General features: G+C 67.7%; 24 protein-coding genes, 1 tRNA gene and 1 pseudogene. 14 read left to right on the plus strand and 12 right to left on the minus strand.

Annotated elements, in window-relative coordinates; genetic code table 11:
* The 6 genes and pseudogenes from pcaH to LCM32_RS16190 form a co-directional block, all read right to left on the minus strand.
* Positions 1 to 741: a protocatechuate 3,4-dioxygenase subunit beta gene (pcaH, locus tag LCM32_RS16165; RefSeq protein ID WP_224822127.1), complete on the minus strand. Its 741-nt coding sequence runs from the start codon at positions 739 to 741 to the stop codon at positions 1 to 3.
* The gene (pcaC, locus tag LCM32_RS16170; protein WP_224822128.1) at positions 734 to 1,129 is read right to left on the minus strand and encodes a 4-carboxymuconolactone decarboxylase; all 396 of its coding nucleotides are present in this window, start codon (positions 1,127 to 1,129) and stop codon (positions 734 to 736) included. The genes pcaH and pcaC overlap by 8 nt, the downstream gene beginning before the upstream one ends.
* Complete coding sequence (pcaD, locus tag LCM32_RS16175) at positions 1,122 to 1,910, minus strand: 3-oxoadipate enol-lactonase (protein ID WP_224822129.1); 789 nt, start codon at positions 1,908 to 1,910, stop codon at positions 1,122 to 1,124. Before pcaD ends, pcaC begins: the two co-directional genes overlap by 8 nt.
* Before the next feature lie 256 nt (positions 1,911 to 2,166).
* Positions 2,167 to 3,027, minus strand: coding sequence for an NAD(P)/FAD-dependent oxidoreductase (locus tag LCM32_RS16180; protein ID WP_224822130.1), 861 nt, complete (start codon positions 3,025 to 3,027; stop codon positions 2,167 to 2,169).
* 37 nt (positions 3,028 to 3,064) lie between these two features.
* Positions 3,065 to 3,157: pseudogene (locus LCM32_RS16185) on the minus strand (FAD-dependent oxidoreductase); the annotation flags it as partial.
* Entirely contained in the window at positions 3,150 to 4,043 is an 894-nt protein-coding gene (locus tag LCM32_RS16190) for an alpha/beta fold hydrolase (RefSeq protein ID WP_224822131.1), read from the minus strand. The gene LCM32_RS16190 and the pseudogene LCM32_RS16185, both read right to left, overlap by 8 nt.
* A 137-nt stretch (positions 4,044 to 4,180) precedes the next feature.
* Between LCM32_RS16190 and trxC the strand changes: the two genes are divergently transcribed.
* The gene (gene trxC, locus LCM32_RS16195; protein WP_224822132.1) at positions 4,181 to 4,612 is read left to right on the plus strand and encodes a thioredoxin TrxC; all 432 of its coding nucleotides are present in this window, start codon (positions 4,181 to 4,183) and stop codon (positions 4,610 to 4,612) included.
* A gap of 80 nt (positions 4,613 to 4,692) precedes the next feature.
* Here trxC and LCM32_RS16200 read toward each other — a convergent pair whose 3' ends face one another.
* Positions 4,693 to 5,259: a L,D-transpeptidase gene (locus LCM32_RS16200; RefSeq protein WP_224822133.1), complete on the minus strand. Its 567-nt coding sequence runs from the start codon at positions 5,257 to 5,259 to the stop codon at positions 4,693 to 4,695.
* A gap of 405 nt (positions 5,260 to 5,664) precedes the next feature.
* Between LCM32_RS16200 and LCM32_RS16205 the strand changes: the two genes are divergently transcribed.
* A complete protein-coding gene (locus tag LCM32_RS16205; protein WP_224822134.1) occupies positions 5,665 to 6,102 on the plus strand; it encodes a DUF4168 domain-containing protein in 438 nt (145 codons plus the stop codon).
* A gap of 479 nt (positions 6,103 to 6,581) precedes the next feature.
* Here LCM32_RS16205 and ettA read toward each other — a convergent pair whose 3' ends face one another.
* On the minus strand, positions 6,582 to 8,237 hold the full coding sequence (gene ettA / locus LCM32_RS16210) for an energy-dependent translational throttle protein EttA (RefSeq protein WP_224822135.1): 1,656 nt from the start codon (positions 8,235 to 8,237) through the stop codon (positions 6,582 to 6,584).
* 331 nt (positions 8,238 to 8,568) lie between these two features.
* Between ettA and LCM32_RS16215 the strand changes: the two genes are divergently transcribed.
* Positions 8,569 to 9,897 (plus strand): AI-2E family transporter, encoded by a 1,329-nt coding sequence (locus tag LCM32_RS16215; protein WP_224822136.1) that lies wholly within the window; start codon positions 8,569 to 8,571, stop codon positions 9,895 to 9,897.
* On the opposite strand, the gene LCM32_RS16220 is transcribed toward LCM32_RS16215, so the two are convergent.
* The gene (locus LCM32_RS16220; RefSeq protein ID WP_224822137.1) at positions 9,863 to 10,762 is read right to left on the minus strand and encodes an epimerase; all 900 of its coding nucleotides are present in this window, start codon (positions 10,760 to 10,762) and stop codon (positions 9,863 to 9,865) included. The two genes, LCM32_RS16215 and LCM32_RS16220, sit on opposite strands and share 35 nt — an antisense overlap.
* A gap of 102 nt (positions 10,763 to 10,864) precedes the next feature.
* Here LCM32_RS16220 and LCM32_RS16225 point away from each other — a divergent pair, with 102 nt between their 5' ends.
* The 4 genes from LCM32_RS16225 to LCM32_RS16240 all read left to right on the plus strand — a co-directional run bounded on the left by LCM32_RS16225 (position 10,865) and on the right by LCM32_RS16240 (position 14,447).
* Positions 10,865 to 11,752, plus strand: a complete 888-nt coding sequence (locus LCM32_RS16225; RefSeq protein WP_224822138.1) for a LysR family transcriptional regulator — start codon at positions 10,865 to 10,867, stop codon at positions 11,750 to 11,752.
* Between the two features lie 307 nt (positions 11,753 to 12,059).
* The gene (leuB, locus tag LCM32_RS16230) at positions 12,060 to 13,166 is read left to right on the plus strand and encodes a 3-isopropylmalate dehydrogenase (RefSeq protein ID WP_224822139.1); all 1,107 of its coding nucleotides are present in this window, start codon (positions 12,060 to 12,062) and stop codon (positions 13,164 to 13,166) included.
* A gap of 195 nt (positions 13,167 to 13,361) precedes the next feature.
* Positions 13,362 to 14,324, plus strand: coding sequence for a DMT family transporter (locus LCM32_RS16235; protein ID WP_224822140.1), 963 nt, complete (start codon positions 13,362 to 13,364; stop codon positions 14,322 to 14,324).
* Positions 14,325 to 14,370: 46 nt separating this feature from the next.
* A tRNA-Pro gene (locus tag LCM32_RS16240) sits at positions 14,371 to 14,447 on the plus strand.
* A gap of 241 nt (positions 14,448 to 14,688) precedes the next feature.
* On the opposite strand, the gene LCM32_RS16245 is transcribed toward LCM32_RS16240, so the two are convergent.
* Positions 14,689 to 15,294 carry a GNAT family N-acetyltransferase gene (locus LCM32_RS16245; protein WP_224822141.1) on the minus strand — a complete coding sequence of 202 codons (606 nt, stop codon included), beginning with the start codon at positions 15,292 to 15,294 and terminating at the stop codon, positions 14,689 to 14,691.
* Between the two features lie 163 nt (positions 15,295 to 15,457).
* Between LCM32_RS16245 and LCM32_RS16250 the strand changes: the two genes are divergently transcribed.
* Positions 15,458 to 16,153, plus strand: coding sequence for a GntR family transcriptional regulator (locus LCM32_RS16250; RefSeq protein WP_224822142.1), 696 nt, complete (start codon positions 15,458 to 15,460; stop codon positions 16,151 to 16,153).
* 27 nt (positions 16,154 to 16,180) lie between these two features.
* On the opposite strand, the gene LCM32_RS16255 is transcribed toward LCM32_RS16250, so the two are convergent.
* Together LCM32_RS16255 and LCM32_RS16260 are read right to left on the minus strand one after the other, a co-directional pair.
* Positions 16,181 to 16,960, minus strand: a complete 780-nt coding sequence (locus tag LCM32_RS16255) for an ABC transporter permease (protein ID WP_224822143.1) — start codon at positions 16,958 to 16,960, stop codon at positions 16,181 to 16,183.
* An 8-nt stretch (positions 16,961 to 16,968) separates the two neighbouring features.
* On the minus strand, positions 16,969 to 17,799 hold the full coding sequence (locus LCM32_RS16260; protein ID WP_224822144.1) for an ABC transporter ATP-binding protein: 831 nt from the start codon (positions 17,797 to 17,799) through the stop codon (positions 16,969 to 16,971).
* 196 nt (positions 17,800 to 17,995) lie between these two features.
* Here LCM32_RS16260 and LCM32_RS16265 point away from each other — a divergent pair, with 196 nt between their 5' ends.
* The 6 genes from LCM32_RS16265 (at position 17,996) to LCM32_RS16290 (ending at position 23,994) form a co-directional block, all read left to right on the plus strand.
* Complete coding sequence (locus LCM32_RS16265; protein WP_224822145.1) at positions 17,996 to 19,522, plus strand: class I adenylate-forming enzyme family protein; 1,527 nt, start codon at positions 17,996 to 17,998, stop codon at positions 19,520 to 19,522.
* A gap of 43 nt (positions 19,523 to 19,565) precedes the next feature.
* Complete coding sequence (locus LCM32_RS16270; RefSeq protein WP_224822146.1) at positions 19,566 to 20,597, plus strand: quinone oxidoreductase family protein; 1,032 nt, start codon at positions 19,566 to 19,568, stop codon at positions 20,595 to 20,597.
* Complete coding sequence (locus tag LCM32_RS16275) at positions 20,594 to 21,022, plus strand: PaaI family thioesterase (RefSeq protein ID WP_224822147.1); 429 nt, start codon at positions 20,594 to 20,596, stop codon at positions 21,020 to 21,022. Before LCM32_RS16270 ends, LCM32_RS16275 begins: the two co-directional genes overlap by 4 nt.
* Positions 21,023 to 21,091: 69 nt before the next feature.
* Positions 21,092 to 22,177, plus strand: coding sequence for an ABC transporter substrate-binding protein (locus tag LCM32_RS16280; protein WP_224822148.1), 1,086 nt, complete (start codon positions 21,092 to 21,094; stop codon positions 22,175 to 22,177).
* Between the two features lie 136 nt (positions 22,178 to 22,313).
* Positions 22,314 to 23,015, plus strand: coding sequence for a GntR family transcriptional regulator (locus LCM32_RS16285; protein ID WP_224822149.1), 702 nt, complete (start codon positions 22,314 to 22,316; stop codon positions 23,013 to 23,015).
* A gap of 109 nt (positions 23,016 to 23,124) precedes the next feature.
* The gene (locus tag LCM32_RS16290) at positions 23,125 to 23,994 is read left to right on the plus strand and encodes an aldose 1-epimerase family protein (RefSeq protein ID WP_224822150.1); all 870 of its coding nucleotides are present in this window, start codon (positions 23,125 to 23,127) and stop codon (positions 23,992 to 23,994) included.
* Positions 23,995 to 24,010: the final 16 nt, after the last annotated feature.

The following is a 24,010-nucleotide window of genomic DNA, read 5'->3' on the forward strand; positions in this document are numbered from 1 at the left end:
TCACATACCCTCCAGCTTGTTTTCAAACATGGTCTGGCGACGGCCGCGCAGCACGATGTCGAACTTGTAGGCCAGGAAGTCCATCGGGCGCGACTTGGCCATATCCAGCGGCGCGACGAGGCTGTCGAGCTGGCTGCGGCTCTTGATCGTGGCCGCGATGGGGCAGAGGTTGATCAGCGGATCACCCTCGAAATACATCTGGCTGATCAGCCGCTGGCCGAAGCTGTGCCCGAAGATCGAGAAGTGGATGTGCATCGGGCGCCAGTCATTGGCGCGGTTCGGCCAGGGATAGGCACCGGGGCGGATCGTCAGGAACTCGTAGTACCCGTTTTCGTCCGTCAGGGTCCGACCGCAGCCGCCGAAGTTCGGATCGAGCGGGGCGAAGTAGGTGTCCTTCACGTGGCGGTAGCGCCCGCCCGCGTTGGCCTGCCAGATTTCCACGAGCGTATGCGGCACGGGGCGGCCGAATTCATCCAGCACGCGACCGTGGACGAGGATCCGTTCCCCGACTGCGGGGCTCTCGCCCTTGGTCCAGTTCAGGATCAGGTTGTTGTCCAGCGGCTGGATCTTGTTGTGGCCAAACCGGGGGCCCGTCTCCTCCGACGGGGTCGATTCCATCGACAGCAGCGCCCATTGCGGCGAGCGCGGCACGGTCGTCTTGTAGTCGGGGTAATAGGCCGGCGGGTGCGCGTCTCGGTTGCGCGGCACCAGCGGCCCCAGGTCACGGGCGCTGTCAGTCATCTTGGCTCTCCTCCATTTCAGCGTAGGTGGCTTTGGCAAGTTTCAGGGCGTGGTTCGCCTTGGGCACGCCGGCATAGATGGCGACGTGCTGGAAGGCTTCCTGCACGTCGCGCTTGCTGGCGCCCGTGCGGGCGGTGGCGCGGATGTGCATCGGGATTTCCTCGAAGTTGCCGGTCGCGGCCAGCAGGGCCAGCGTGATCATCGAGCGTTCCCGCTGCGAGATCCCGTCAGAGGCCCAGACCGTGCCCCAGGCGCCCTCGGTGATGAGGGTCTGGAACGGCTCGTCGAATTCGGTCTTGGCGGCTTCGGCGCGGTCGACATGGGCGTCGCCCAGGACCGAGCGGCGCACCTCCATGCCACGGTCGAATTTTGCGGTTCTCTCAGACATGTCCGGTTCCCTTGATGAAGTCGGTGAGGAGGGCGGCATAGGCCTCGGGCTGTTCGGCGCAGGGCAGGTGGCCTGCCTTGCGGATGACCTCGAAGCGGGAGCCCGGGATCAGGTCGATCGTCTCGCGCACGAGGTCGGCCGGGGTGGAGCCGTCATCGCTGCCCGCGATGCCGAGGGCCGGCATCCGCAGGCTGGCGGTGGGCGTGTAGAAATCGGTGCCCGCGATGGCGGCGCAGCAGCCGGCATAGCCTTCGGTGGGTTGCCGGATCAGCATGTTGCGCCAGCCGGTGAATTCCGTGGTCTCGCGGAAGGCGGGGTGGAACCAGCGTTCGAGGATGGCATCCGCCATGGCGGCGATGCCCTGCTCCTTCACCGTGCCGATGCGCTGTTCCCACATCTCGGCGGTGCCGATCTTGGCGGCGGAGTTCGAGATGACGACGGCGCGGATCAGGTCCGGCCGCTTCACCGCGAGGCCCTGCGCGATCATCCCCCCGATGGAGAGACCGACGAAGAGCGCGTCCTTCACGCCGAGGTGGTCCATCAGCCGCTCTGCGTCGCGCACGAGCGCGCCCATGGAATAGGGGCCATCGGGGCAATCGGTCAGGCCGTGGCCGCGTTTGTCATAGCGGATCAGCCGCAGGCCCGCGGGCAGCAGCGGCAGCACCGCATCCCAGAGCCGCAGGTCGGTCCCCAGCGAATTGGCAAAGACGACGGGCGCGCCGTTCGGGTCGCCCTCGTCGGTGTAGTGGACCCTGAGCCCGTCAAGATCGGCGATATTCATGCGTGACGTTTCCTTCCTCCGGAGCCGGTGCGGGCCGAGGCCCCGCCGGACCATGCGCGCACAGGATCCCAGCCCGCGGGCCGGCTGTCAAAGCCTCCGCTCAGCCCGGCCCACGGCCCGGCACGCCATGCCAATGGCATGGGGGCTCGCCCCGAAATGCGCATGATGTCCTCCCTGTTCGCCATGGGAAGGAACCAAAAGTGATTGTCTGTGTCAATTAAAATGCGCGTGGCCCGGCGCCGGGCAGCGCCGCCGACTAGCGCCGCAGGAGAAGCCCGGGCAGTCGCCGCAGCGCGGCACGGCTGAGGTCGGCATACTCGATCTCGCCGCCAAGCAGTTCAAAAGTCAGGCGGCGCAGGCGGCCGGAGGGGCGTTTGAACGCGGCGACAATGGCGCTCTGCAACGGCCGGGCATAGACCAGCTTGCGCAGCAGGATGGCCTGCCGCAGGTCGGCGTGCATCGGGCGCAGGGCCAGGCGATAGCGCGGCAGCGCGTCGTCGGGATGGTTGTGCCGCAGCGCATCAATGGCCGAGTCGGCCGCCAGCTGGCCGGATTTCATCGCCAGTGCGATTCCCTCGCCGGTGAAGGGATCGACCAGCCCCGCCGCGTCGCCCGCCAGCAGCACGCGGCCTGCGCCGGGCACGCGGCGGAAGTCACCGGCAGGCAGGAACTGGCCCTTCACCTTCTCCTCCGCCCCGCGTCCGATCGCGGTGACGTAGTCGGCCATGGCGCGCTTCATCGCAGGGTTGCGGGACAGGATGCCGCCCACCCCGATGGTGGAACTCACCGCCTTGGGGAAGTGCCAGCCATAGCCGTATCGCACCACGCCGAAGTCGATCCGCACCGGGGCGTCGGGGTTGTCGGCGGTGGCCGGGGCCTCCACCTCCAGCCCGAAGCCGACGTGACGCCGGTTGAAGGGCTGGCCGAAGAGGGCGCGGGCGACCTCGCTGTTCACGCCATCCGCGCCGATCAGCACCCGGGCGGTGAGCCTGCGCCCGTCCGCAAGGGTGACGGCAGGGGCCGCCGGGTCGATCCCCGTGACCCTCACCCCGGTGAAATCCTCGGCCCCCGCCTCCAGCGCGCGGCGGCACATATCCGCATCCAGCGTACGCCGCATGGCGAGGTGGATGGCGGTGGCGGTCGATCAGCGCGACGCGGAGCCCGGCCCGCGCCGCCGTGAAGGCGGCCGCAGAGCCTGCGGGCCCGGCGCCAAGCACGATTACGTCCCAGAGGGCGGTGTCAGTCATCGTCCAGCCCAAAGAACCTGTGGATGTCGTCGAAGAGCGTGGGCGCCGTCACGAAGAGAAGGTGCCCCTGTTCGGGATAGGTATAGAACGCATCTGCCGGGATCTCACCGGCGAAGCGGCGGGCACGTCTGAGCGGGAAGAGGTTGTCGTCCTCGCCGTGGAACAGGGCGATGCTGGCGCGCTCCAGCTTTGGATCGGGGTGGTAGACCCAGCCCATCAGGCTGCCGGTATGGGCCAACGTCATCTTGACCGACGGCGTGGTGATATGGCCGCGCTGCTCCTCCGCGAGGGCTTCGCTCTTCTCGGCCAGACCGGGCTGTTCGTAGTGGCGCCGCCCGTAGAGCAGCGTCCGGTAGTTTTCCAGCCACGCGGCATCCATCGACTGGCCGCCAGACCGGATGAAAGCGCTGGCCACGTCCACCGCGCCCTCTGCCGCTGCCACCAGCGTGTCGGGGAAGGAGCTGGCCGAGGAGACGAGGGCGACATGCACATCTGCCGTCTCCACCCGCCGCGCGGCTTCCAGCGCCACCGGCCCGCCGGTCGAGAACCCGATGAGGTAGAGATGCTTGGGCCGGATGCGGTTGACCGCATCGGCGATGTAGGCGCCGGACTCGAGGATATCGACCCGGTGGTCCAGCGGCAGCCCGTCGAGACCCGGGAACCGGAAGGCGAGGATCGAACTGTCGCGGTCGTCCCAGCCAAGCACCGGGCTGAAGATGTCCACCGTCGCCATGGCGCCGGGCACCAGCACGATCAGCTTGTCGACCTCGCTGTGGAGGTTCGGCTCATGAATGATCGGGGAGGTCTCGGCCTCCTGCGGGGGCGGCAGCGAGGAACAGGCGGCCGTGCCGAGGCTCAGCAGGGCGAGGAGAAGAAAACGGAGCATCCGCCTCTTCTTGACGTCCCGCGGCGCGGCTGTCCAACGTCTTTTCACGCCGCGCCTCCGCGAAAGCCGGTGCGGGGGCTTCTCCCGACGCGCTCGCGTACATATATCGGGAAACGAATGTAAATATGGAGGCCGCGATGGCTGGCAAGAAGATCACGTGCCTTGACTGCGGACAGGTCAACCGCGTGCCTGAGGACAAGCTGATGTCCGCACCCAAATGCGGAACCTGCGGTGCGCCGCTGATCTCGGACAAGGTGCAGGAGGTGGATTTCGCCACGCTGCAAAAGGCCGCGCGCACCGACGAGGTGCCGCTGGTCGTCGATTTCTGGGCGCCGTGGTGCGGCCCCTGCCGCATGATGGCGCCGGAGTTTTCCAAGGCGGCGGTGGCGATGAAGGGGCAGGCGCGGCTGGTGAAGCTGAATACGCAGGATCATCCGCAGGCCGGTCAGGCCTATGGCATCCGCGGTATCCCGACGATGGCTGCCTTCTCCGGTGGCCGCGAGAAGGCCCGCCAGTCCGGCGCGATGCCCGGCGCGCAGATCGTCGACTGGGTCAAGCGCGCGCTCTGAGCGGCGCGTCGTCCAATCGACCCCGGATTCGACACCGGGGGCCTGCGGGCCCCCGGCGACACCCCTTGCAGGGCGCATGATCAGAGCACGGTCACCTTGGTGCCGATCGGCACCTTGTCGTAGAGCGCGCTGACATGTTCGTTCAGCATCCGGAAGCAGCCCGAGGAGGCATTGTGCCCGATGCTGGAGGGCTGCACCGTGCCGTGGATGCGGATGTAAGTGTCCTTGCCCCCCTCGTAGAGATACATCGCGCGGGCCCCCAGCGGGTTGCCCGGGCCGCCGGCCATGCGGTCGGTGTTGCCCTTGAACTTGCCATAGCTCGACGGGTTGTTGGCGATCATCTCATCCGTGGGACGCCACGTCGGCCATTCCACCTTGCGGCGGATCGTGGCGGTGCCGGTCCAGCCGAGACCCGGCTTGGCCACGGCGATCCCGTAGCGGGTGGCGACGCCCGGGGCGGTCACGTGGTAGAGGAAATAGGCGCGCGGCAGGATCACGATCTCGCCCGGCTGGTAGGCCGCGTCGAAGGCGACTTCCTGCGGTTGCAGGATCGCGGGAAGCTCGAAGGCGGCCTGAGCAAAGCCGGGGATCGCGGCCAGACCGGTTGCGGCAGCAGCGGTCGCGAGGAAGGAACGGCGGGTGGTCATGCAAGAATACCCTTCTATGACTTACCTATCAAAACGCCAGTTTCGCACTGTGGTTCCGATTCGCAATGGAAACCCCCCTGCTTCCCGGTGAAGTGAACTCTCGGGTGTGGCCCTGATGCATGGTTCGCGCGCCGGGAGAGTGCCTGCGTCACCGCGGTTCACGCCACGGCGTCCTGCGCGGGTCCCTGCAGGGCGGGGGCACTTTGGCGGGCGGGATGCTGCCATGGCCCCGGGGCACGGCGGGCGCTTGCCGGGGGCGCAGGGGCATTCCGGCGAGGGATCGCCGGTTGGGCTGGCGGCGGCCCGCGTTCCCTTGTGTGACGCTGGGGGTGGCATAGGTCGGTGGGGACGCCGCAGATGCCCTGCGGTGAAGACCAGACTGAAAGCAGACCGAAAGGAAAAGCTATGACCCTTCGCGCAAACGCCCTGAAAGCCGGTGTCATCCTTGGCCTCGCCGCCACGCCGCTCGCACCGCTCATGGCCCAGAGTGCCGATCCCGCAGCGCCCGCGACCTCCGCGACGCCGCCCGCCGCGGAAGCCCCGGCGGAGGATTACAGCGATGCGCAGCTCAACACCTTCGTGACCGCCGCGCTGGATGTGAGCGCCGTGCGTCAGGATTACACCCAGCAGATCGAGACCGCGACCGACGAGACCGCCCGCGCCGAGCTGGTGGAAGAGGCGAACCAGAAGATGCTGGATGCGATCTCCGCCGTCGAGGGCATGGACCTCGAGACCTACAACGAGATTGGCGCCGCCGCGCAGGCGGATCAGGAACTGAACACGCGGATCATGGAAATGGCGCAGGCGAAGATGTCTGCCAAGCAGGACTCGGGCGAGGGCTGAGCGCGTCCTTTGACCCGACGCCCGGACCATTCTGGCCGGGCCGCGCCGTCCCCCTCGGGGACGGCGTTTTCGTGTGCGGGGTGAAGGGCGCCCCGGTTGGGCGTTTCGGCTGGGCGCGTCCGCTTGCTCTTGGGGGCGATTGTGTCCATCGCCATCGCTGGGGGCGGGGCAGGGGCCTTGGCTGGATTTCCCGCCCGGATCAATTCGGGCCAAATACGCCGTCCTCTCGGAATGTCCCGCCCGGCCGAGAGGCCGGGCAGCGCCGACCCGCCCCTCTGGAGCGGCGCTTCTGCGCCACCCTGCGGGACGGCGCTGCCCTTTGCGATTGCCGGAGGGCGTGAAGGGGGCGCGTCTTGGTGTGCCGGCCACTTGGCAGAGAAGACTCTGCTCAGCCCTGCACCACCACCCCATCCCCGAAACGAAAAACGGCGCCCTCGCGGGCGCCGTTTTCCTGTTTCTCCCGGCTGCCCGGGTGGCCCTTAGCGGGCGAACTTCTTATACTTGATCCGCTTCGGCTCGAGCGCGTCGGGGCCGAGGCGACGTTTCTTGTCTTCCTCGTAATCCTCGAAGTTGCCTTCGAACCATTCCACATGGGCGTCGCCCTCGAAGGCGAGGATGTGGGTACAGATCCGGTCGAGGAAGAAGCGGTCGTGCGAGATGACCACCGCGCAGCCGGCGAAATCGACCAGCGCGTCTTCCAGCGCCCGCAGCGTTTCCACGTCAAGGTCGTTGGTCGGTTCGTCGAGCAGCAGCACGTTCCCGCCCGAGCGCAGCAGCCGCGCCATGTGCACGCGGTTGCGTTCACCGCCCGACAGCAGCGAGACCTTCTTCTGCTGGTCGCCGCCCTTGAAGTTGAAGGCCGAGCAATAGGCCCGCGCGTTCACCTCGGCGTCGCCCAGCTTCACGATGTCCAGACCGTCGGCGATGGCTTCCCAGACGTTCTCGTTCGGGTTCAGGTCGTCGCGCGACTGGTCCACGTAGGACAGTTTCACCGTGTCGCCGTATTCGACGGTGCCCTCGTCGGGCTGTTCCTGCCCGGTCAGCATCCGGAAGAGCGTGGTCTTACCGGCGCCGTTCGGCCCGATCACGCCGACGATGCCGCCCGGCGGCAGCGCGAAGGACAGGTCCTCGATCAGGAGCTTGTCGCCCATGGCCTTCTTCAGCCCGTTGACCTCGATCACCTTGGAGCCGAGACGCGGCCCGTTGGGGATGACGATCTGGGCGCGGGTGATCTTCTCGCGCTCGGACTGGTTGGCGAGGTCGTTGTAGGCGTTGATCCGGGCCTTCTGCTTGGCCTGACGGGCCTTGGCGCCCTGCCGCATCCACTCCAGTTCGCGCTCCAGCGTCTTCTGGCGCGACTTGTCCTCGCGGGCTTCCTGCGCGAGGCGCTTGGCCTTCTGTTCCAGCCATGCGGAGTAGTTGCCCTCGTAGGGGATGCCCCGGCCGCGGTCGAGTTCGAGGATCCAGCCGGTGATGTCGTCGAGGAAGTAGCGGTCGTGGGTGACGATCAGGATCGTGCCCTTGTAGTCGATCAGGTGCTGCTGCAGCCAGGCGATGGTCTCGGCGTCGAGGTGGTTGGTCGGTTCGTCGAGCAGCAGCATGTCGGGCGCTTCCAGCAGCAGCCGGCAGAGCGCCACGCGGCGCTTCTCACCACCCGAGAGCTTGGTCACGTCGGCATCGTCCGGCGGGCAGCGCAGGGCTTCCAGCGAGATGTCGATCTGGCTGTCGAGGTCCCAGAGGTTCTGGGCGTCGATCTCGTCCTGCAGCTTGGCCATCTCGTCCGCGGTCTCGTCCGAGTAGTTCATGGCCAGTTCGTTGTAGCGGTCGAGGATGTCCTTCTTCGCCTTCACGCCCAGCATCACGTTGCCGCGCACGTCGAGGTTCGGGTCCAGTTCCGGCTCCTGCGGCAGGTAGCCGACCTTCGCGCCCTCGGCATGCCAGGCCTCGCCCTGGAAGTCCTTGTCGAGGCCGGCCATGATCTTGAGCAGGGTCGACTTACCGGCGCCGTTGACGCCGACGACGCCGATCTTAACGCCGGGCAGGAAGTTGAGGTGGATGTTCTCGAAGCATTTCTTGCCACCGGGATAGGTCTTAGACACCCCGGACATGTGGTAGACATACTGATACGCGGCCATGGGAGACTCCCCGACTGGGTGAAAAGGTTCGGGGGTTGATACATAAGGCAGCGGGCCGGGGCAATCGGGATGGCCTGCGCTGACGTGATATCCGGCGGATATTCGGTGCCGGGCGTGGTCATGGGGTGGTCAGCCTGCGCGCCGCCCGGGCCGCTGTCGCCCGCGGGACGGTCCGGGCAGGCTCCTGCGCTTGTGAAGAAAGATGAAGCGGACTGCGGGCTTGTGCGGCGCCACGAGGGCGGGGGCCAAGAAACCTTCAGGAAAACCTCTCGTTTCAGGAACTGGCGCCCTTCGGCGGCGTTGGGACCGGTATCACGAGAGGAGAGGACAGATGGGCCAGCCATCCAACAGCCACGCCCGTGCGCCCGGTCTCGCTGCCGCGACCGCGGCCACCCAGAGCGCCCCCTCCGATGATCCCGGACAGATGCCACGACAGATGGGCGCCGAGGAGGGAAGCCATGCGCCCCGGCCGGCGATGACCCGTCCCGCGACCATCGAGGCGCGCACCGGCGGCCTTGGCGACGGGCCCGGTGGCGCGGGCGGACGACCCCCGGCACCCGCCACGCCGCCTTCGGGCAAGACGATGGCGGACCGGCTCGTGGCGCTCAGCCGGATCGAATACATGCTGGCCGGGCTGCTGATCATCCTCGTGCTCTGGTCGATCTACGTGGCCAAGGTGGTGATGCTGCCCCTCGTGCTTGGCTTCCTCATCGCGCTGACGCTGGCGCCGCTGGTGCGCTGGATCGCCCGCACGGGCATTCCGGAAGGCGTGGTGGCCGTGGGGCTGATCCTCTCCATCGGCGGCGGCATGGCGCTGGGGCTCTACCTCATGTCGGGCCCGGCGGCGGACCTCGTCGATGCGATGCCCGGCATCCGCTACGAGCTGAACATGAAGCTCGCCGGCCTGACGGAGCAGCTGGAGAGCGTGAAGCAGGCCTCGGAGGAGATCGAGGCGCTCGCCGGGGGCGAGGACCAGCCGGGGCAGGTGGTGATGGAGGCGCCCTCCATCGTGAACAAGGCCGTTGCCTCGCTGGCCGGTACCGGCACCGCGCTGATGATCGCGATGATCCTCGCCATGTTCCTGCTCGGCTCGGGCGACATGTTCCGCCGCAAGCTGGTGGAGAGCCTGCCGCGCCTGCAGGACAAGAAGCGCGCGGTGCGGATTTCCCACGACATCGAGCGCCAGATCAGCCGCTACCTCGGCGCGATCACCGTGATCAACGCCTGCCTCGGGATCGCGATCGGCGGCACGCTGCATGTTCTGGGGATGCCCTATGCCTATCTCTGGGGCGTGGCCGCCTTCCTGCTGAACTACCTGCCCTACATGGGCGCGATCATCGGTGCGGGGGCCGTGGGGGCGGTGGCGCTGGTGACCTTCGACACCACCGGCGAGGCGCTGCTGGTGCCGGGGGCCTACCTCGTGCTGACCTCGATCGAGGGCCAGATGATCACGCCCTGGCTGGTGGGCCGCCACCTGTCGCTGAATGCGGCGGCGGTCTTCATCGCGGTGATCTTCTGGGCCTGGCTCTGGGGCGTGGCCGGGGCGCTGATGGCGGTGCCCTTCCTCGTCTTCCTCAAGGTGCTCTGCGACCATGTTCCGGCGCTGAACGTGATCGGCAACTTCCTCAGCGGGCGGGAAGAGGTGCTGGCCGAGGAGTGATACCGCCCGGGATATGCGCCGTCGCCTCTGCAAGGGCCACCTGCGGCGGTGTCGGGGCGAAGTCCGGCAGCAGCCTGTCGAAGGTCGTACCGTCGAGCCGGTGGGGCAGGGACCAGAGATAGCGCATTTCCACCAGCCCGCGCAGGAAGGGGACCGCAGGCGCCGCCATGCGCAGCGGCAGCCAGGGCATCCGCGTGGCGCGGATGGTCTGGCCCCGGGCCGCGGTCAGCAGGGTGGCGATCTCCTCGGCGCTCAGCGTGTAGCCGGGCATCGTGACCTTTTGGAAGGCGGGCAGGTCGTTGCGGATCGCGGCCAGCCTCGCCGCCGCGCGGCCCGCGTCGGTCAGCCAGGCCCAGGCATGGGGCACGTCCAGCGCGCCCGGGTAGCGCAGCACGCCCCGGTCGAGCCGCGCCGCTATGATCCGGTCGAACCAGCCGCCGGTCGGCGCCTCGTCGAGGAAATCGCCCATGGTCAGCACGATCGTGCGGCAGGTCTCGCGGTACATCTGTTCCAGTTCGATCCTGAGCCGTCCGAGCGGGTTCGTCGCCCGCTGCGGGCTGTCGGGCCCCCAGGGCATCGGGCTCTCTGGTCCGTAGACATAGACATTGCCCGGTACCAGCACGGGGATGTCGGCGGCGCGGGCCGCCTGTGCCACGGCGCGATGCAGCGGCATCAGTTGGCGCGCCCAGAGGTGATAGGAGGGCGGGTTCGCGGCCATCACCACGATCTGCTTGCCGGCCATCGCCTGCGCGAGGTCATCGCGGGCCCGGTCGAAGCGGGTGATCTGCCAGCCCTCCGCGGCGAGCGCGGCGGCGGCATGGCGCCCGAACTTGCCGGAGGCGCCGATGACGAGAGCATGGGGCATTGGAGGTCCTTTCCATCGGAAGCGGGAGAGTCGTCGGCAGGATGCGCCCATCGTAACTGAAGCGGAATTGCGTGAAATCCGGTATCTGCTATTCATTATTGCATGGATCAGGACCTCGACTGGGCACTTGTACAGATCTTCCTCGCGGTGGCGGAGGGCGGATCGCTCTCGGCTGCGGCCCGCAGCCTCGGGCAGAGCCAGCCGACGCTGGGGCGGCAGGTGAAGCGGCTGGAGGACCGGCTGGGGCTTGCGCTCTTCGAGCGGCACGCGCGCGGGCTGGAGCTGAGCGAGGCCGGGCGCCGCCTGCTGCCCGCCGCCCGCGAGATGGCCGGGGCCATGGGCCGGATGCGCCTTGCCGCCGCCGGTCAGGACGGCGCGCTGCAGGGGCGGGTGCGGATCACGGCGAGCGAGGTGGTGGCCCATCACCTGCTGCCGCCCCTGATCGCGCAGATGCGGACGGAGCTGCCGCAGGTGGGCATCGACCTCGTACCTTCGGACACGACCGAGAACCTGCTCTTCCGCGAGGCGGATATTGCCCTGCGCATGTACCGGCCCCGGCAGCTCGACCTTGTGGCGCAGCATCTGGGGGACCTGCCGGTCGGGGCCTTCGCGGCAAAGAGCTATGTGGCGCGGCGCGGGCGGCCGGGGTCGGCGGCGGAGCTGAAGGACCATGATCTGGTGGGATATGACCGGTCGGAGCTGATGCTGCGGGCGATGCGCGCACTGGGGCTGGAGATGCAATCCACCGACTTCGCGCTGCGCTGCGACAGCCAGGTCGCCTATTGGGAACTGGTGCGGGCGGGCTGCGGCGTGGGCTTCATGCAATGCGGCGTGGCCCGGCGCGATCCGCTGGTGGAGGAACTGGAGATCGGGGTGGAGATCCCGCCGCTGCCGGTCTGGATCGCGGCGCATGAGGCGATCCGGCCCGTGCCCCGGGTGGCCGCCGTCTGGTCGCGACTGGTGGCGGGGCTGGGCGCGCTGACGGGGTGAGCGCGGGGACTTCGGTCGATGGGGAGGCTGCGGCGGGTAGGTCTGGCGCCTGCGGCGGGCGTGGCGAGGGGGCTGTCTGCCCCCTCTTGCGGGCTTTGCCCGCAATTCACCCCCGAGGATATTTCTGAACAGTGGATGAGGGGGATGCGTAGTCGGGACAGGGCCGGGGGCGTTTGGCGGTGCCTGTGGTGGGTCGTGGGGGGACGATCCCGGGGCGGAGGCGGACGGGGCGCGCAATCCGGCTTTCTTGACGCAACGTGGCCTTCGGGATAGGCGATGCGGGACGTGATTTCAGGAGGATCGCCCCATGTCTAACCCCTCGCTTCTCATCCTCGCCGGTGACGGTATCGGCCCCGAGGTGATGGCCGAGGTCCGCAAGATCATCGACTGGTTCGGGACCAAGCGCGGCATCAGCTTCGACGTGACCGAGGATTTGGTGGGCGGCGCGGCCTACGACGTGCATGGTGTGCCGCTCTCGGATGCCACCATGGAGAAGGCGCAGGAGGTGGACGCCGTCCTGCTGGGCGCCGTGGGCGGGCCGAAGTACGACAAGCTCGACTTCTCGGTGAAGCCCGAGCGCGGCCTGCTGCGGCTGCGCAAGGAGATGGACCTCTATGCCAACCTGCGCCCGGCGCAGTGTTTCGACGCGCTGTCCGACTTCTCGTCGCTGAAGCAGGAAGTGGTCTCGGGCCTCGACATCATGATCGTGCGCGAGCTGACCTCGGGCGTCTACTTCGGTGAGCCCCGCGGCATCATCAAGGAAGGCAACGAGCGCGTGGGCATCAACACCCAGCGCTACACCGAGAGCGAGATCGCCCGCGTGGCGCGCTCGGCCTTCGAACTGGCCCGCAAGCGCGGCAACAAGGTCTGCTCCATGGAGAAGGCCAACGTGATGGAATCGGGCATCCTGTGGCGCGACGTCGTGCAGGAAATCCACGACGCGGAATACCCGGACGTGGAGCTGAGCCACATGTACGCCGATGCCGGCGCCATGCAGCTGACCCGCTGGCCCAAGCAGTTCGACGTGATCGTCACCGACAACCTCTTCGGCGACCTGCTCTCGGACCTCGCGGCGATGCTGACCGGCTCGCTGGGCATGCTGCCCTCCGCCTCGCTGGGCGCGCCGATGGCCAACGGCCGTCCCAAGGCGCTCTACGAACCGGTGCACGGCTCCGCCCCCGACATCGCGGGCAGCGGCAAGGCCAACCCCTGTGCCTGCATCCTCAGCTTTGCCATGGCGCTGCGCTACAGCTTCGACCTCGGCGCCGAGGCGGACCGGCTGGAAGCGGCGGTCAACGCCGTGCTGGCCAAGGGCATCCGCACCGCGGACCTGCTGAACACCGAAGGCGTCACCCCGGCCTCCACCTCGGAGATGGGCGATGCGGTGATCGCGGCGCTCGAAGAGAGCCTCTGATTTCATCCCCCCGCGGATGAGAGCGGCGCGGCCCCCGGGGCCGCGCCGTTTTTCGTGGGGAATTCCGCTGGTTGGGCGGATGGCCCCTTGCGTCCCCGTCGCGGGTCGGCTGATGCTTGGCCGCGACGCGGGGCCGGCTGGCGGCCCCGGCAGCGACAGCAGGGCCAGAGCGGGCCGGAACGGGACAGCACGGACATGGGTACAACGGGCAGCGGCATTCTCTTCGCGCTGGGCTCCTTCGCGATCTACGCCTCCCAGGATGTGATCGTGAAACTGCTTGGCGGCTCCTATGCGCCGTTCCAGATCGTCTTCTTCTCGGTCCTCTTCTCCTTCCCGCTGGCCACCGTGCTGCTGATGCGCGACGCGCAGAAGAGCAACCTGCGCCCGGTCCACCCCTGGTGGATGGCGCTGCGCACGGTGGCGGCCGTGGGCGCGGGGGCCTTTGCCTTCTATGCCTTCTCGGTGCTGCCGCTGGCGGACACCTACGCGATTCTCTTTGCCTCGCCGCTGCTGATCACCCTGCTGGCGATCCCGATCCTGGGCGAACGGGTGCGCCTGCGCCGGGGGCTGGCGGTGGGGGTGGGCCTCGTCGGGGTCGCGATCGTGGTGCAGCCCGGCCAGACGGCGCTCAGCCTCGGGCATGGGGCGGCGCTGGCCTCGGCCTGCTGTTCGGCGCTGTCCTCCGTCGTAGTGCGCAAGATCGGGCGCGAGGAACGCTCGGTCGTGCTGCTGCTCTACCCGATGATGGCGAACTTCCTGATCATGGGGGCGATCCTGCCCTTCGTATACAAGCCGATGCCGATCGAGGCCCTCGGCGGCATGGCGGCCATCGCCTTCTGCTCCTTCATCGCCATGCTGGGAATCATCGCGGCCTACACCCGGGCCGAGGCGGCCCTGATCGCGCCGATGCAGTATTCGCAGATGCTCTGGGCCCTGTTCTACGGCTGGCTGATCTTCGGGGAATGGCCCTCTGTCACCACCCTGGGCGGGGCGGGCGTGATCATCGCCTCGGGTCTCTACATCGTCTTCCGCGAGAGCCGGGGCGGCAGTTCGGCCACCACGCCGGTGCTGCGCACACGGACCCGTCCGGGCACCCCGGCGGCGCTTCGGATCGGCCCGTTCCTGCGTCGCCAGAAAAGCACCGAATTGGTGTCGTGAGGGGCTTGCAAATGCCTGCGGAAGGGGATAGTTCGCCCTCCACGGTCGGAGTGTAGCTCAGCCTGGTAGAGCACTGTCTTCGGGAGGCAGGGGTCGGAGGTTCGAATCCTCTCACTCCGACCAGATAAACAAGGCGCCCTTGGGGCGCCTTTTTTATTGGGTGTGAAGCATCTTCCTGATCTGAGCGCGGCAGTACCGAATTTCGGCCAGACGGTCCTCCGCCCGGCCTTGTTGTGCAAGCCGGCCTTATTGGGAACGAACGTGATAGGGCTGGGGGCAGGACCCGATTGTCGGGTCTGCCTGTCCCGTGCGTGCCCGTCCGCGTCGCCGGACCCCGGACCGCCGCAGGGCAGATCGCAGGGGCTCAGCCTGCGTGGCGGGCGTAGAGGTCGAGCGGCGTGCCCGGGAACCGGTACAATCCCCCCGCGGTGGTCTCATGCTGCTGGAAGCCGTGGCGGTTGTAGAACGCCTCCAGCTCCGCCTTGCTGAGGCCCTCGTCCCCGAACGGATCGTGGTAGAGGGCGATCCCGCAATCCACCGCATCCGCAGCATCGACCAGCCGGCGCAGCAGCCGGTGCGCGATGCCCTTGCCGCGGTAGGAGGGGACAACCCAGATCCCGCTCAGCACGAAGCGCCGGTCCTTCAGTGCGTGCTCCAGATAGGCGACATCGTCGACGGCGTTGCGGTAATAGGTGCGCTCGCCGCTCTCCCCCAGCGTGGCCCGCAGGCCCGGCACCTTGCCGATGGCGGCCACGATCTTCTCGTACTTCGCTTCGACGGATTTTTCCGACTGCAGGGTGCTGGCTTCCAGATCGCGCACGATCTGGGGGTGCCGGTCTTCGCAGTAATCCCGCAGCCCGTGTTGCAGGGCGACGGCGACAAAGGCGCGGAGTTCGCCTTTCAACGTGTCGATCTCGCTTCGGAGTGCGCTTTCGAGGCCCGGCGGCAGGTCGTGCGGCCCGGGACTCATCCTGTTTGTATGTGGCATAGCTTCCTCCCCTCGACGTTGTTCTAGCAGATCGCCGGGCAGATCGCACTCGTCGCGTTGACGCGGGGGCCGGTGCCGTCGATGGCCCCGGGGTTGTCGGCCCTATCGCAGCCCTCTATGGCTGGGGCGACAACCGGGGCGAGAGATGAAACACGGCGCTGCAGAACCTTCGTTGACCGATCAGGCCTTTGACCGGACCCGGAGCCTCATCCTGCGGTCCGATCTCGAACCGGGGGCGGAGATCTCGGCCGCGCAACTGTGCGAGAGGCTGGGTCTGGGGCTGGCCCCGATCCGCGCGGCGCTGGCCCGGCTGGAGCAGCATGGCCTCGTGAGCGCGCAGCCCCGCAAGGGCTACATCGTTGCCCCGCTGACCCTGCAATCGGTACGCGATGTTTTCGAGATGCGCCTGCTGCTGGAACCCGCCGCCCTGCGCAAGGCTGTCGGGCGGGTGGATTTCGACGTGCTGGAGGCGTTGAACGCGGCCTGCCTGCAGGCGGGGCGCGACGGCACGGCGGACGGGCGGATGGACTACCTTGTCGCCAACCGCGAGTTCCACCTCTATCTCGTGCGGCTGTGCGGCAATGCCCTGATGACCGAGACGCTGGCGCGGGTGCTGGACGAGTCGACGCGGGTGCTGCACCTCGGCCTCAGCCACCAGAACCGCAACCGGGATGACCGCAACACCCACAGCGCCCTGATCGACGCCCTGCGGCGCGAGGATGCCGACGCGGTCGAGGCCGTCACCCGCGAGGAGGTGCTGACCTCCCGCAGGCTGGTGATGGAAGCGATCCTGTCGAGCGAGATGTTCCAGAACCTGCGACTCGAAGCCCAGCGGGGCTGAGACAGCCCCGCCGGAGGATGCAGGGGATCACTCCTGCACGGTTGCGGCCAGCGTGCCTTCCCAGAAGACCAGCTTGGCATGGGCGAAACGCACGAGCTGCGTGCCGATCACCCCCATGGCGGCGAGGCTGACGAGGGCTGCGAACATCACGTTCACCTCCATGGTCAGCGCCGAGGCGTTGATCAGGTAGCCGAGCCCCTCGGAGGAGGAGACGAACTCTGCCACCACGGCGCCGATCAGGCTGAGGACGATGGCGATCTGAAGGCCTGCAAAGATATGGCCCGCCGCACTTGGGAAACGGATTTCCCAGAAGGTGCGCCAGCGGCCCGTGTTGGCGGCCCGCGCCATTTCCAGCAGGTCGGCGGGCGTCTGCTTGAGGCCGACCACCGTGTTCACGAAGACCGGGAAAAAGCAGACCAGCACCACCATGATCACCTTCGATGCCTGATCGAAGCCGAACCAGACGAGGATCAGCGGGGCCAGTGCCACCTTGGGCATGGATTGCAGCGCGATCACCAGCGGGTTGATCAGCCGTTCCGCGATCCGCCACTCCGACACGACGGCCCCCACGCAGATCGCCGCGACGCAGCCGATGACATAGCCCATCGCGGTCGAGGAGAGCGTGTAGAAGAAGTGGTGCCAGAACAGCCCGTCGATATAGCCGGTCTTGAGCGCGCCCAGAACGGCCAGCGGCTTGGGCAGGACGTAGCTCGGCACGTCCCAGACATAGACCGCGACCAGCCACAGCGCGAGGATCGCCCCGAAGGTGATCAGCGGATAGAGCGCGCCTGTCAGTTTCTCTTTCATGTCGGGCCTCACTTATCCAGATGCGAGAAGATGCCGCGCAGGTGGCGGGTGTAATCCGTGAACCGCGCGTCGGACATCGTGTCCATGGTGCGCGGGCGCGGCAGGTCGATGGTCAGGTCCTCCACCAGCCGCGCGGGGCGGGGCGAGAGCACGATGACCCGATCCGAGAGATAGACCGCCTCGGGGATGGAGTGGGTGATGAACATCACCGTCTTGCGGGTCTCGTTCCAGATTCGCTGCAGGTCATCCATCATGGTCTCGCGCGTCATGGCGTCGAGCGCCGAGAAGGGCTCGTCCATCAGCAGGACCTTGGGATCGTTGACGAGGCCGCGCACGATGCCGACGCGCTGCTGCATCCCGCCCGACAGTTCGGAGGGGTAGCTCTCTGCGAAATGCGCGAGGCCCACCATGTCGAGCAACCGGCGCGCGCGCTCGGCCCCGGCCTTGCGGTTCAGTCCCTGGCTGCGGACCGGCAGGGTGACATTGTCGAGCACCGTCTTCCACGGCAGCAGCGCGGGCTTCTGGAACACGACGCCCACGTCGGAGCGCGGGCCCGCGACGGTTTCACCGCCGACCGACAGCGCCCCGCCCGAGGGTTTAAGCAATCCGGCGGCCACCCGCAGGAGGGTGGACTTGCCGCACCCCGACGGCCCGAGGATCGAGACGAATTCGCCATCGCCCACGTTCAGCGACAGGCCTTTCACAGCCTCGATGCGACCCTTCTTCGTATGAAATGTCACGTCGAGGTCCTTGGCCACCACAAGCGGTGTCCCAAGCGGCTCCGGGCGGCTGGCAGGCTCTTCCACTGAGTCGATCTGCGCCCTGTTTACCTGTGCCACGGCAGTACTCCTGTCGGTTTTTCGCAATCAAACCAAACGCCTGACCGGCTGGCCGCTGTTCTGACCAGAAAATGACCGGCAGCGACGCTCAGTTGGATCGCCTATTGATTTGTCTAAATTCGTATGTTGACATTTTAGAGTGGTCAATATGATGTTGCTAGAAAACCGCCTTAATTCGAACAGGGATTGGAAAACGATGGATTCTGTGGCCAAGGACCCGGCACGTACCACTGACGACGTGGCACAGCTGCGCAATCTGGGCGATTTGCTCGCCCCGGCCGGACAGGACCCCTGCCTGATCGAGGTCGATCCCGATGCGACCGGCCCGGCGCAGGAGATCACCCGCGCGCGTCTGTCGGCCGCCATCTCTGCCGTCGCCGCCCACCTGCAGGGGCAGGGGCTGGCCCCCGGTGCACGGGTCGGCCTGATCTCGGGCAACCGCTGGGAATATATCGCCGCCTACCTCGGCATCATGTCCGCGGGTTTCGTCGCCGTGCCGGTGAACTTCAAGCTGCCGCGCGACACGGTCACCTGGCTCTGCGGCGATTCCGACATGCAGCTCGTCTTCACAGATGACGCGCGCCGGGATCTCTGCCCTGCCGGGCTGGCGCAGATCAACTTCGACCACGACTGGGCGGCGCTGGAAGCCGCGGGCGGCAGTGCCGCCGCCACGGTGCCCGCCCCCGGGGCCGATGCGATGATCCTCTACACCTCGGGCTCCACCAGCCTGCCGAAGGGCGTGCCGCTGTCCCATGACGGGCAACTCTGGGCCCTGCGCAACCGGCTGCACAACAGCCCCGCCTATGGCCGCAACCGGGTGATCGCCGCGGCGCCGCTCTATCACATGAACGCGCTCTTCACGGCCAAGGTCGCCCTCGCCTCCGGCGCGCGGCTGGTGCTGATGCGCCGCTTCGATGCGGCGGGCTTCGTCACCGCGATCTCGGACCATGACGTGACCATGGTCACCTCCGTTCCCACGATGATCGCCCTCGCCCTGCGCGAAGCGGAGGCCCTGGCCGCGGCGGACCTGTCGGGCGTGCGCTTCGTCGGCATGGGCTCGGCCCCTGTGACGGAGCAGCTGGTCAAGGCGACCAAGGCGGCCTTCCCGAACGCGATCGTTTCCCTTGGCTACGGCACGACGGAAAGCGGCCCTTGTGCCTTCGGCGCCCATCCCGAGGGCCTGCCGAAACCGGCCCTGTCGCTCGGCTATCCCCTGCCGGACGTGGACCTGCGGTTGAGCGGCGGCGAGAGCCGGGGCGAGTTGCTGATCCGCACCCCCGCCGTCATGCGCGGCTACCTGAACAACCCCGAGAAGACCGCCAAGGTGCTGGACGCCGAGGGCTGGTATGCCACCGGCGACCTGATGCGCCGCGACGCCGAGGGCTTCTTCTACTTCGTGGGCCGCGCCGACAACATGTTCACCTGCGGCGGCGAGAACATCTATCCCGAGAACGTCGAGGACATGCTGAACCGCCACCCCGGCGTGGCGCAGGCCTGTGTCGTGCCGGTCGCGGACGAGGTGAAGGGCCAGAAACCCGTCGCCTTCATCGTGCCCCAAGGCACCCCGACCGAGGCCGAGATCCGCAGCTTCGCGCTGGAGAACGGCCCCTCCTACCAGCATCCCCGGCGGGTGATCTTCCTCGACGAGATGCCGCTTGCGGGCACCAACAAGGTCGACCGCGCCGCCCTGACCCGGCGCGCCGCCGACGAGGCCGCCGCTTGACCCCCTTTTGCCATCGCGCCCGCCGTGGCGCCCCTGACATGACATGACGAAGGACGACCCGAACATGAGAGCAGCTGTAATCTACGAACATGGCGCCCCCGAGGTCCTGAAACTGGAAGAAGACTTCCCCAAGCCCACCGCCGGCCCCGGCGAGGTGATCCTGCGCGTCGGCGCCTCCTCGCTGAACTACCACGATGTGTTCACCCGTCGTGGGATGCCCGGCATCAAGGTGCCGATGCCCATGATCATGGGCATCGACGTGGCCGGCACCGTGGCCGAACTGGGCGAAGGCGTGGAAGGCTGGAAGATCGGCGACCGCGTTCTGGTCGATCCCGTCGACCGCGAAGGCAAGCGCGGCTTGATGGGTGAGATGGTCCATGGCGGTCTGGCCGAATACTGCCGCGCCGAGGCCCATTCGCTGGTGCCTGTGCCCGACGAGGTGACGCTGGAACAGGCGGCGGCGCTGCCCGTGGCCTATGGCACCGCCTACCGGATGATGATGGTGCAGGGGCAGATCAAGAAGGGCGAGCGCGTCCTGATCCTCGGCGCTTCGGGCGGCGTGGGCACCTGCTGCGTCCAGCTGGCGAAATCCGTGGGCGCCGAAGTCGTCGCCTGCGCGTCGTCGCAGGAGAAGATGGACCGCCTCAAGGACCTCGGTGCAGACGATTGCATCAACTACGTCGAGGAAGACATCGCCAAGGCCGTCTACAGCCGCTACGGCAAGCCGCACCGCCACAAGCCCGGCAACGGCGTGGACGTGGTGATCAACTTCACCGGCGGCGAGACCTGGGCCCGCTGCATGCGCACCCTGCGGCCCGGCGGGCGGATCCTGACCTGCGGCGCGACTGCCGGTTACGATCCCAAGACCGACCTGCGCTTCATCTGGACCTACGAGCTGACGATCCAGGGCTCGAACGGGTGGAAGCGTGAAGACCTGCACAAGCTGCTGGAGATGGTCGCCGCGGGCGAGCTGACCCCGATGATCGACACCGTCTTCCCGCTGGAGGCCTCCAATGAGGCGCTCGCGCTGATCGAGGATCGCAAGGTCTTCGGCAAGGTCGTGGTGACGCCGTGAGCGACGCGCCCGAGAAACTCGACGTTCCCGCGATCCAGGCGATCTTCGACCGCTCGGCCATGATCTCCTTCATGGGGCTCAAGGCCGAGACGGTGGACTACGACACCATGGTCTTCACCGCCCGGATGCCCCTGCGCGACGAACTGGCCCGCGGGGTCGGCAGCGGCCAGTTCCACGGCGGGGCCATCGCGGCCTTCATCGACACGGTGGGCGATTTCGCCGTGGGGATGATGGTCGGTGGCGGCGTGCCCACCACCAACATGCGCGTGGATTACATGCGCCCGGCCATCAACACCGACCTGATCGGCATCGCCACCGTGCGGCGCATGGGGCGGTCGATCGCGGTGGTCGACATCGACGTGACGAACGAGGACGGCAAGCTGCTGGCCATCGGTCGCGCCAACTACGTGCCCAAGACCGGCTAACCGGCAGGCACCCCCGGCCGGCGCAATCCTGCGGCGGCCGCATCCCCCAGTCCGACAACGGAGTTTTCCATGACCACTGCACAGACCAAGCTGCGTGGCGCCATCAGCGCGCTCGCCCTCAGCCTCTCGCTCGGCGCGGCGCTGCCCGCCGCCGCACAGGACCTGACCCCTGTCACCTTCGGCAACCCGACCTCGATCAGCATCTCGCTGGCGCCGCTGATCTTTGCCCGCGACGCAGGCTACTTCAAGGACGAGGGCCTTGACGTCGAAGTGCTGGAGTTCAAGGGCACCGGCGTGCTGCTGCCCCAGATCGTCGCCAAGCGCGTCGACATCGGCTACCCCAACCCGGATGCGCTGATCATCTCGCGCCAGCCGGGCAAGGAACACCTGCCGCTGAAGTTCTTCTATGACGTCACCCGCGTCTCGGGCTGGGAATTCGTCGTGCCCGCCGACAGCGAGATCCAGACCATCGCCGACCTGAAGGGCAAGACCCTCGGCGTGGGCGCCATGACCTGGGGCAACATCCCGATCACCAACGCCCTGCTCGCCGAAAGCGGCGTTGGCGAGGACATCAAGATGGTGCCCGTGGGCGTCGGCGGCCCGGCCTTCCTCGCGCTGGAAAACGGCACCGTGGACGCGCTGAACCTCTTCGACACCCAGCACGCCACCATGGAGGCCGCCGGCACCGAGATCCGCCGCCTCGACATGGGCGCCAAGTACACCGGTCTCTTCTCGAACAGCTTCATCGCCCACGAGGACACGCTGGCCGAGAAGCCCGAGGTGCTGGCCGCCTTCGGCCGTGCCTTCGCCAAGGCGACCGTGGTCTGCGACGAGAACCCCGAGGTCTGCGTGAAGACCTTCTGGGAAGCCTACCCGAACCAGAAGCCCTCCGAGGGCACCGAGGAAGAGAAGCTGGCCTCCAGCGTGACGGTCATGACCTCGCGCACCGCCAAGTTCTCGGACTTCCAGGGCGGCGAGGAGCTTTACGGCGCCTTCCCGCGTGAAGGCTGGGAGAACTTCATCGAGGTGCTGCACACCGGCGGCCAGCTGGACAGCACCGAGATCGACGTGGACAGCCTCTACACCAACGACCTCGTCGAGCAGATCAACGACTTCGACAAGGCCGCTCTGCGCAGCGAAGCCGACGCGATGTGATCCTGTCTCCGGGCGGCCCTGCGCGGGCCGCCCGGGGCATCGCCGCAACGTTGCGGCAGAGTAAAATGTCAGATTCTTGCCCGGGGCGCAGCGCTGCGCTAGGCTTTCGGGGCATCTCCCGGGGGACCCGCCTTACATGACCGATCTCGCCACGGACCCGCAGCGCGCCGAGAAGGTGAGCGACCGGGCCTTCGACCTGCTCCATGACGCGATCGTCACCTGCGACCTGCTGCCCGGCGAAGTGCTTTCCGAACCCCAGTTGCAACAGCGCTTCGGCCTCGCCCGGGGCTCCTTGCGGCTTGCCCTCGACCGGCTGATCCAGCTGCGCCTCGTCGCGCCGATCCACCGCCGCGGCTACGAGGTGGCCCCGATCACGGTGGCCGATGTGCATCAGGTCTTTGGCCTGCGCCGCCTGATCGAACCGCCCGCAACGGCCATGGCCGTGGGCCGCGTCGATATCGCCTACCTCGAAGAACTGCGCGATTCCGCCCCGCCCCTGACGGGCATCGGGGAAAAGGAACTGACGCGCCGCATCCTCGACCACAACCGCTGCTTCCACATGCATATCGTCGATGCCGCCGGGAATCCCCGGATCAGCGCCATCGCCAAGCAGGTGATCGACGACATCGACAGGCTCTATTTCGTCGGCCTCGTGAAGAACCCGAATTTTCAGGCCATGCGCCGGGATCACGCCAGCATCATCGAAGCGCTGAAGGCAGGCGACGCCGCGCGCGCCGAGGCGGTCGCCCTTGCCCACGTCGACAAGGGGCTGGAGATGGCGATGGATTCGATCCTCGAAACCGCGAGCCTCAGCCGTCTGAGCCTCGCGCGGCTCTGAGAACTGAGGCCGCCGCACCACGTCCCATCTGCACTGGACGGTCCGCGCGGATCGGCTAGGGTCTGGCGCGACGCGCGGATCGCCGCGCCGCATCTGCAAGGGACACAGCATGACAACCGCGGACAGCCTGCTTTCCAACGGCATTCTCAGCCTTTCGGTCTCGCCCCTCGGGGCCGAGATGCAGAGCCTGCGCGCGGCCTCGGGGGCGGACTATCTCTGGGATGGGGATGCGGCCTTCTGGACCGGGCGGGCGCCGGTTCTCTTTCCCATCGTCGGTCGTGCGGCGGACGACAGGATCACCGCGGGCGGGCAGGCGGCCCCGATGGCACAACACGGCTTTGCCCGGCGCAGCCTCTTCGACCTCGTGGACGAGACGCCGAGCGGCTGCCACCACGTCCTGCGGGCAAGCGATGAGACCCGCGCGGTCTATCCCTTCGACTTCGCCCTGCATGTGGAGCACCGGCTGGACGGGCACACGCTGCACTGCGACGTGCGGGTCGAGAACGCGGGCACGGCGCCGATGCCCTTCGGCTTCGGCTTCCATCCGGCCTTCCGCTGGCCCCTGCCGGGCAGTGGCGGTGCCCCGCATGTGGTGACGCTGGCCTCGGGCGGATCGCCCGACCGGCGCGCCCTGAACGATGGCCTGCTGGAGCGGGAGCCGCTGCCCGGCCCCTTCGTCGCAGGCCGGCTGGAGATCGTCGAGGCGCTCTTTGCCGACGGTGCACTGGTGTTCCCGAACGGGGCAGAGGCCCTGCGCTATGGGCCGGAGGACGGGCCGGGGCTGCGCTTCGCCTTCCGCAACCTGCCGGATCTGGCGCTCTGGAAGCCGGTGAATGCGCCCTTCCTCTGCATCGAGCCGTGGCATGGCACCGCCTCCTACGTCGGTGACGGGCCAGAGATCGCGGCGCGCCCGAACAGCCTGACGCTTGCGCCGGGCGAGAGGGTGGCGTTCGGCTACTCCGTCACCATCGAGGCCTGAGCGCCGATCCGCCCGG

The sequence above is a fragment of the Pseudooceanicola nanhaiensis genome, from assembly GCF_020171315.1.
GTDB classification, from domain to species: domain Bacteria; phylum Pseudomonadota; class Alphaproteobacteria; order Rhodobacterales; family Rhodobacteraceae; genus Pseudooceanicola; species Pseudooceanicola nanhaiensis_A.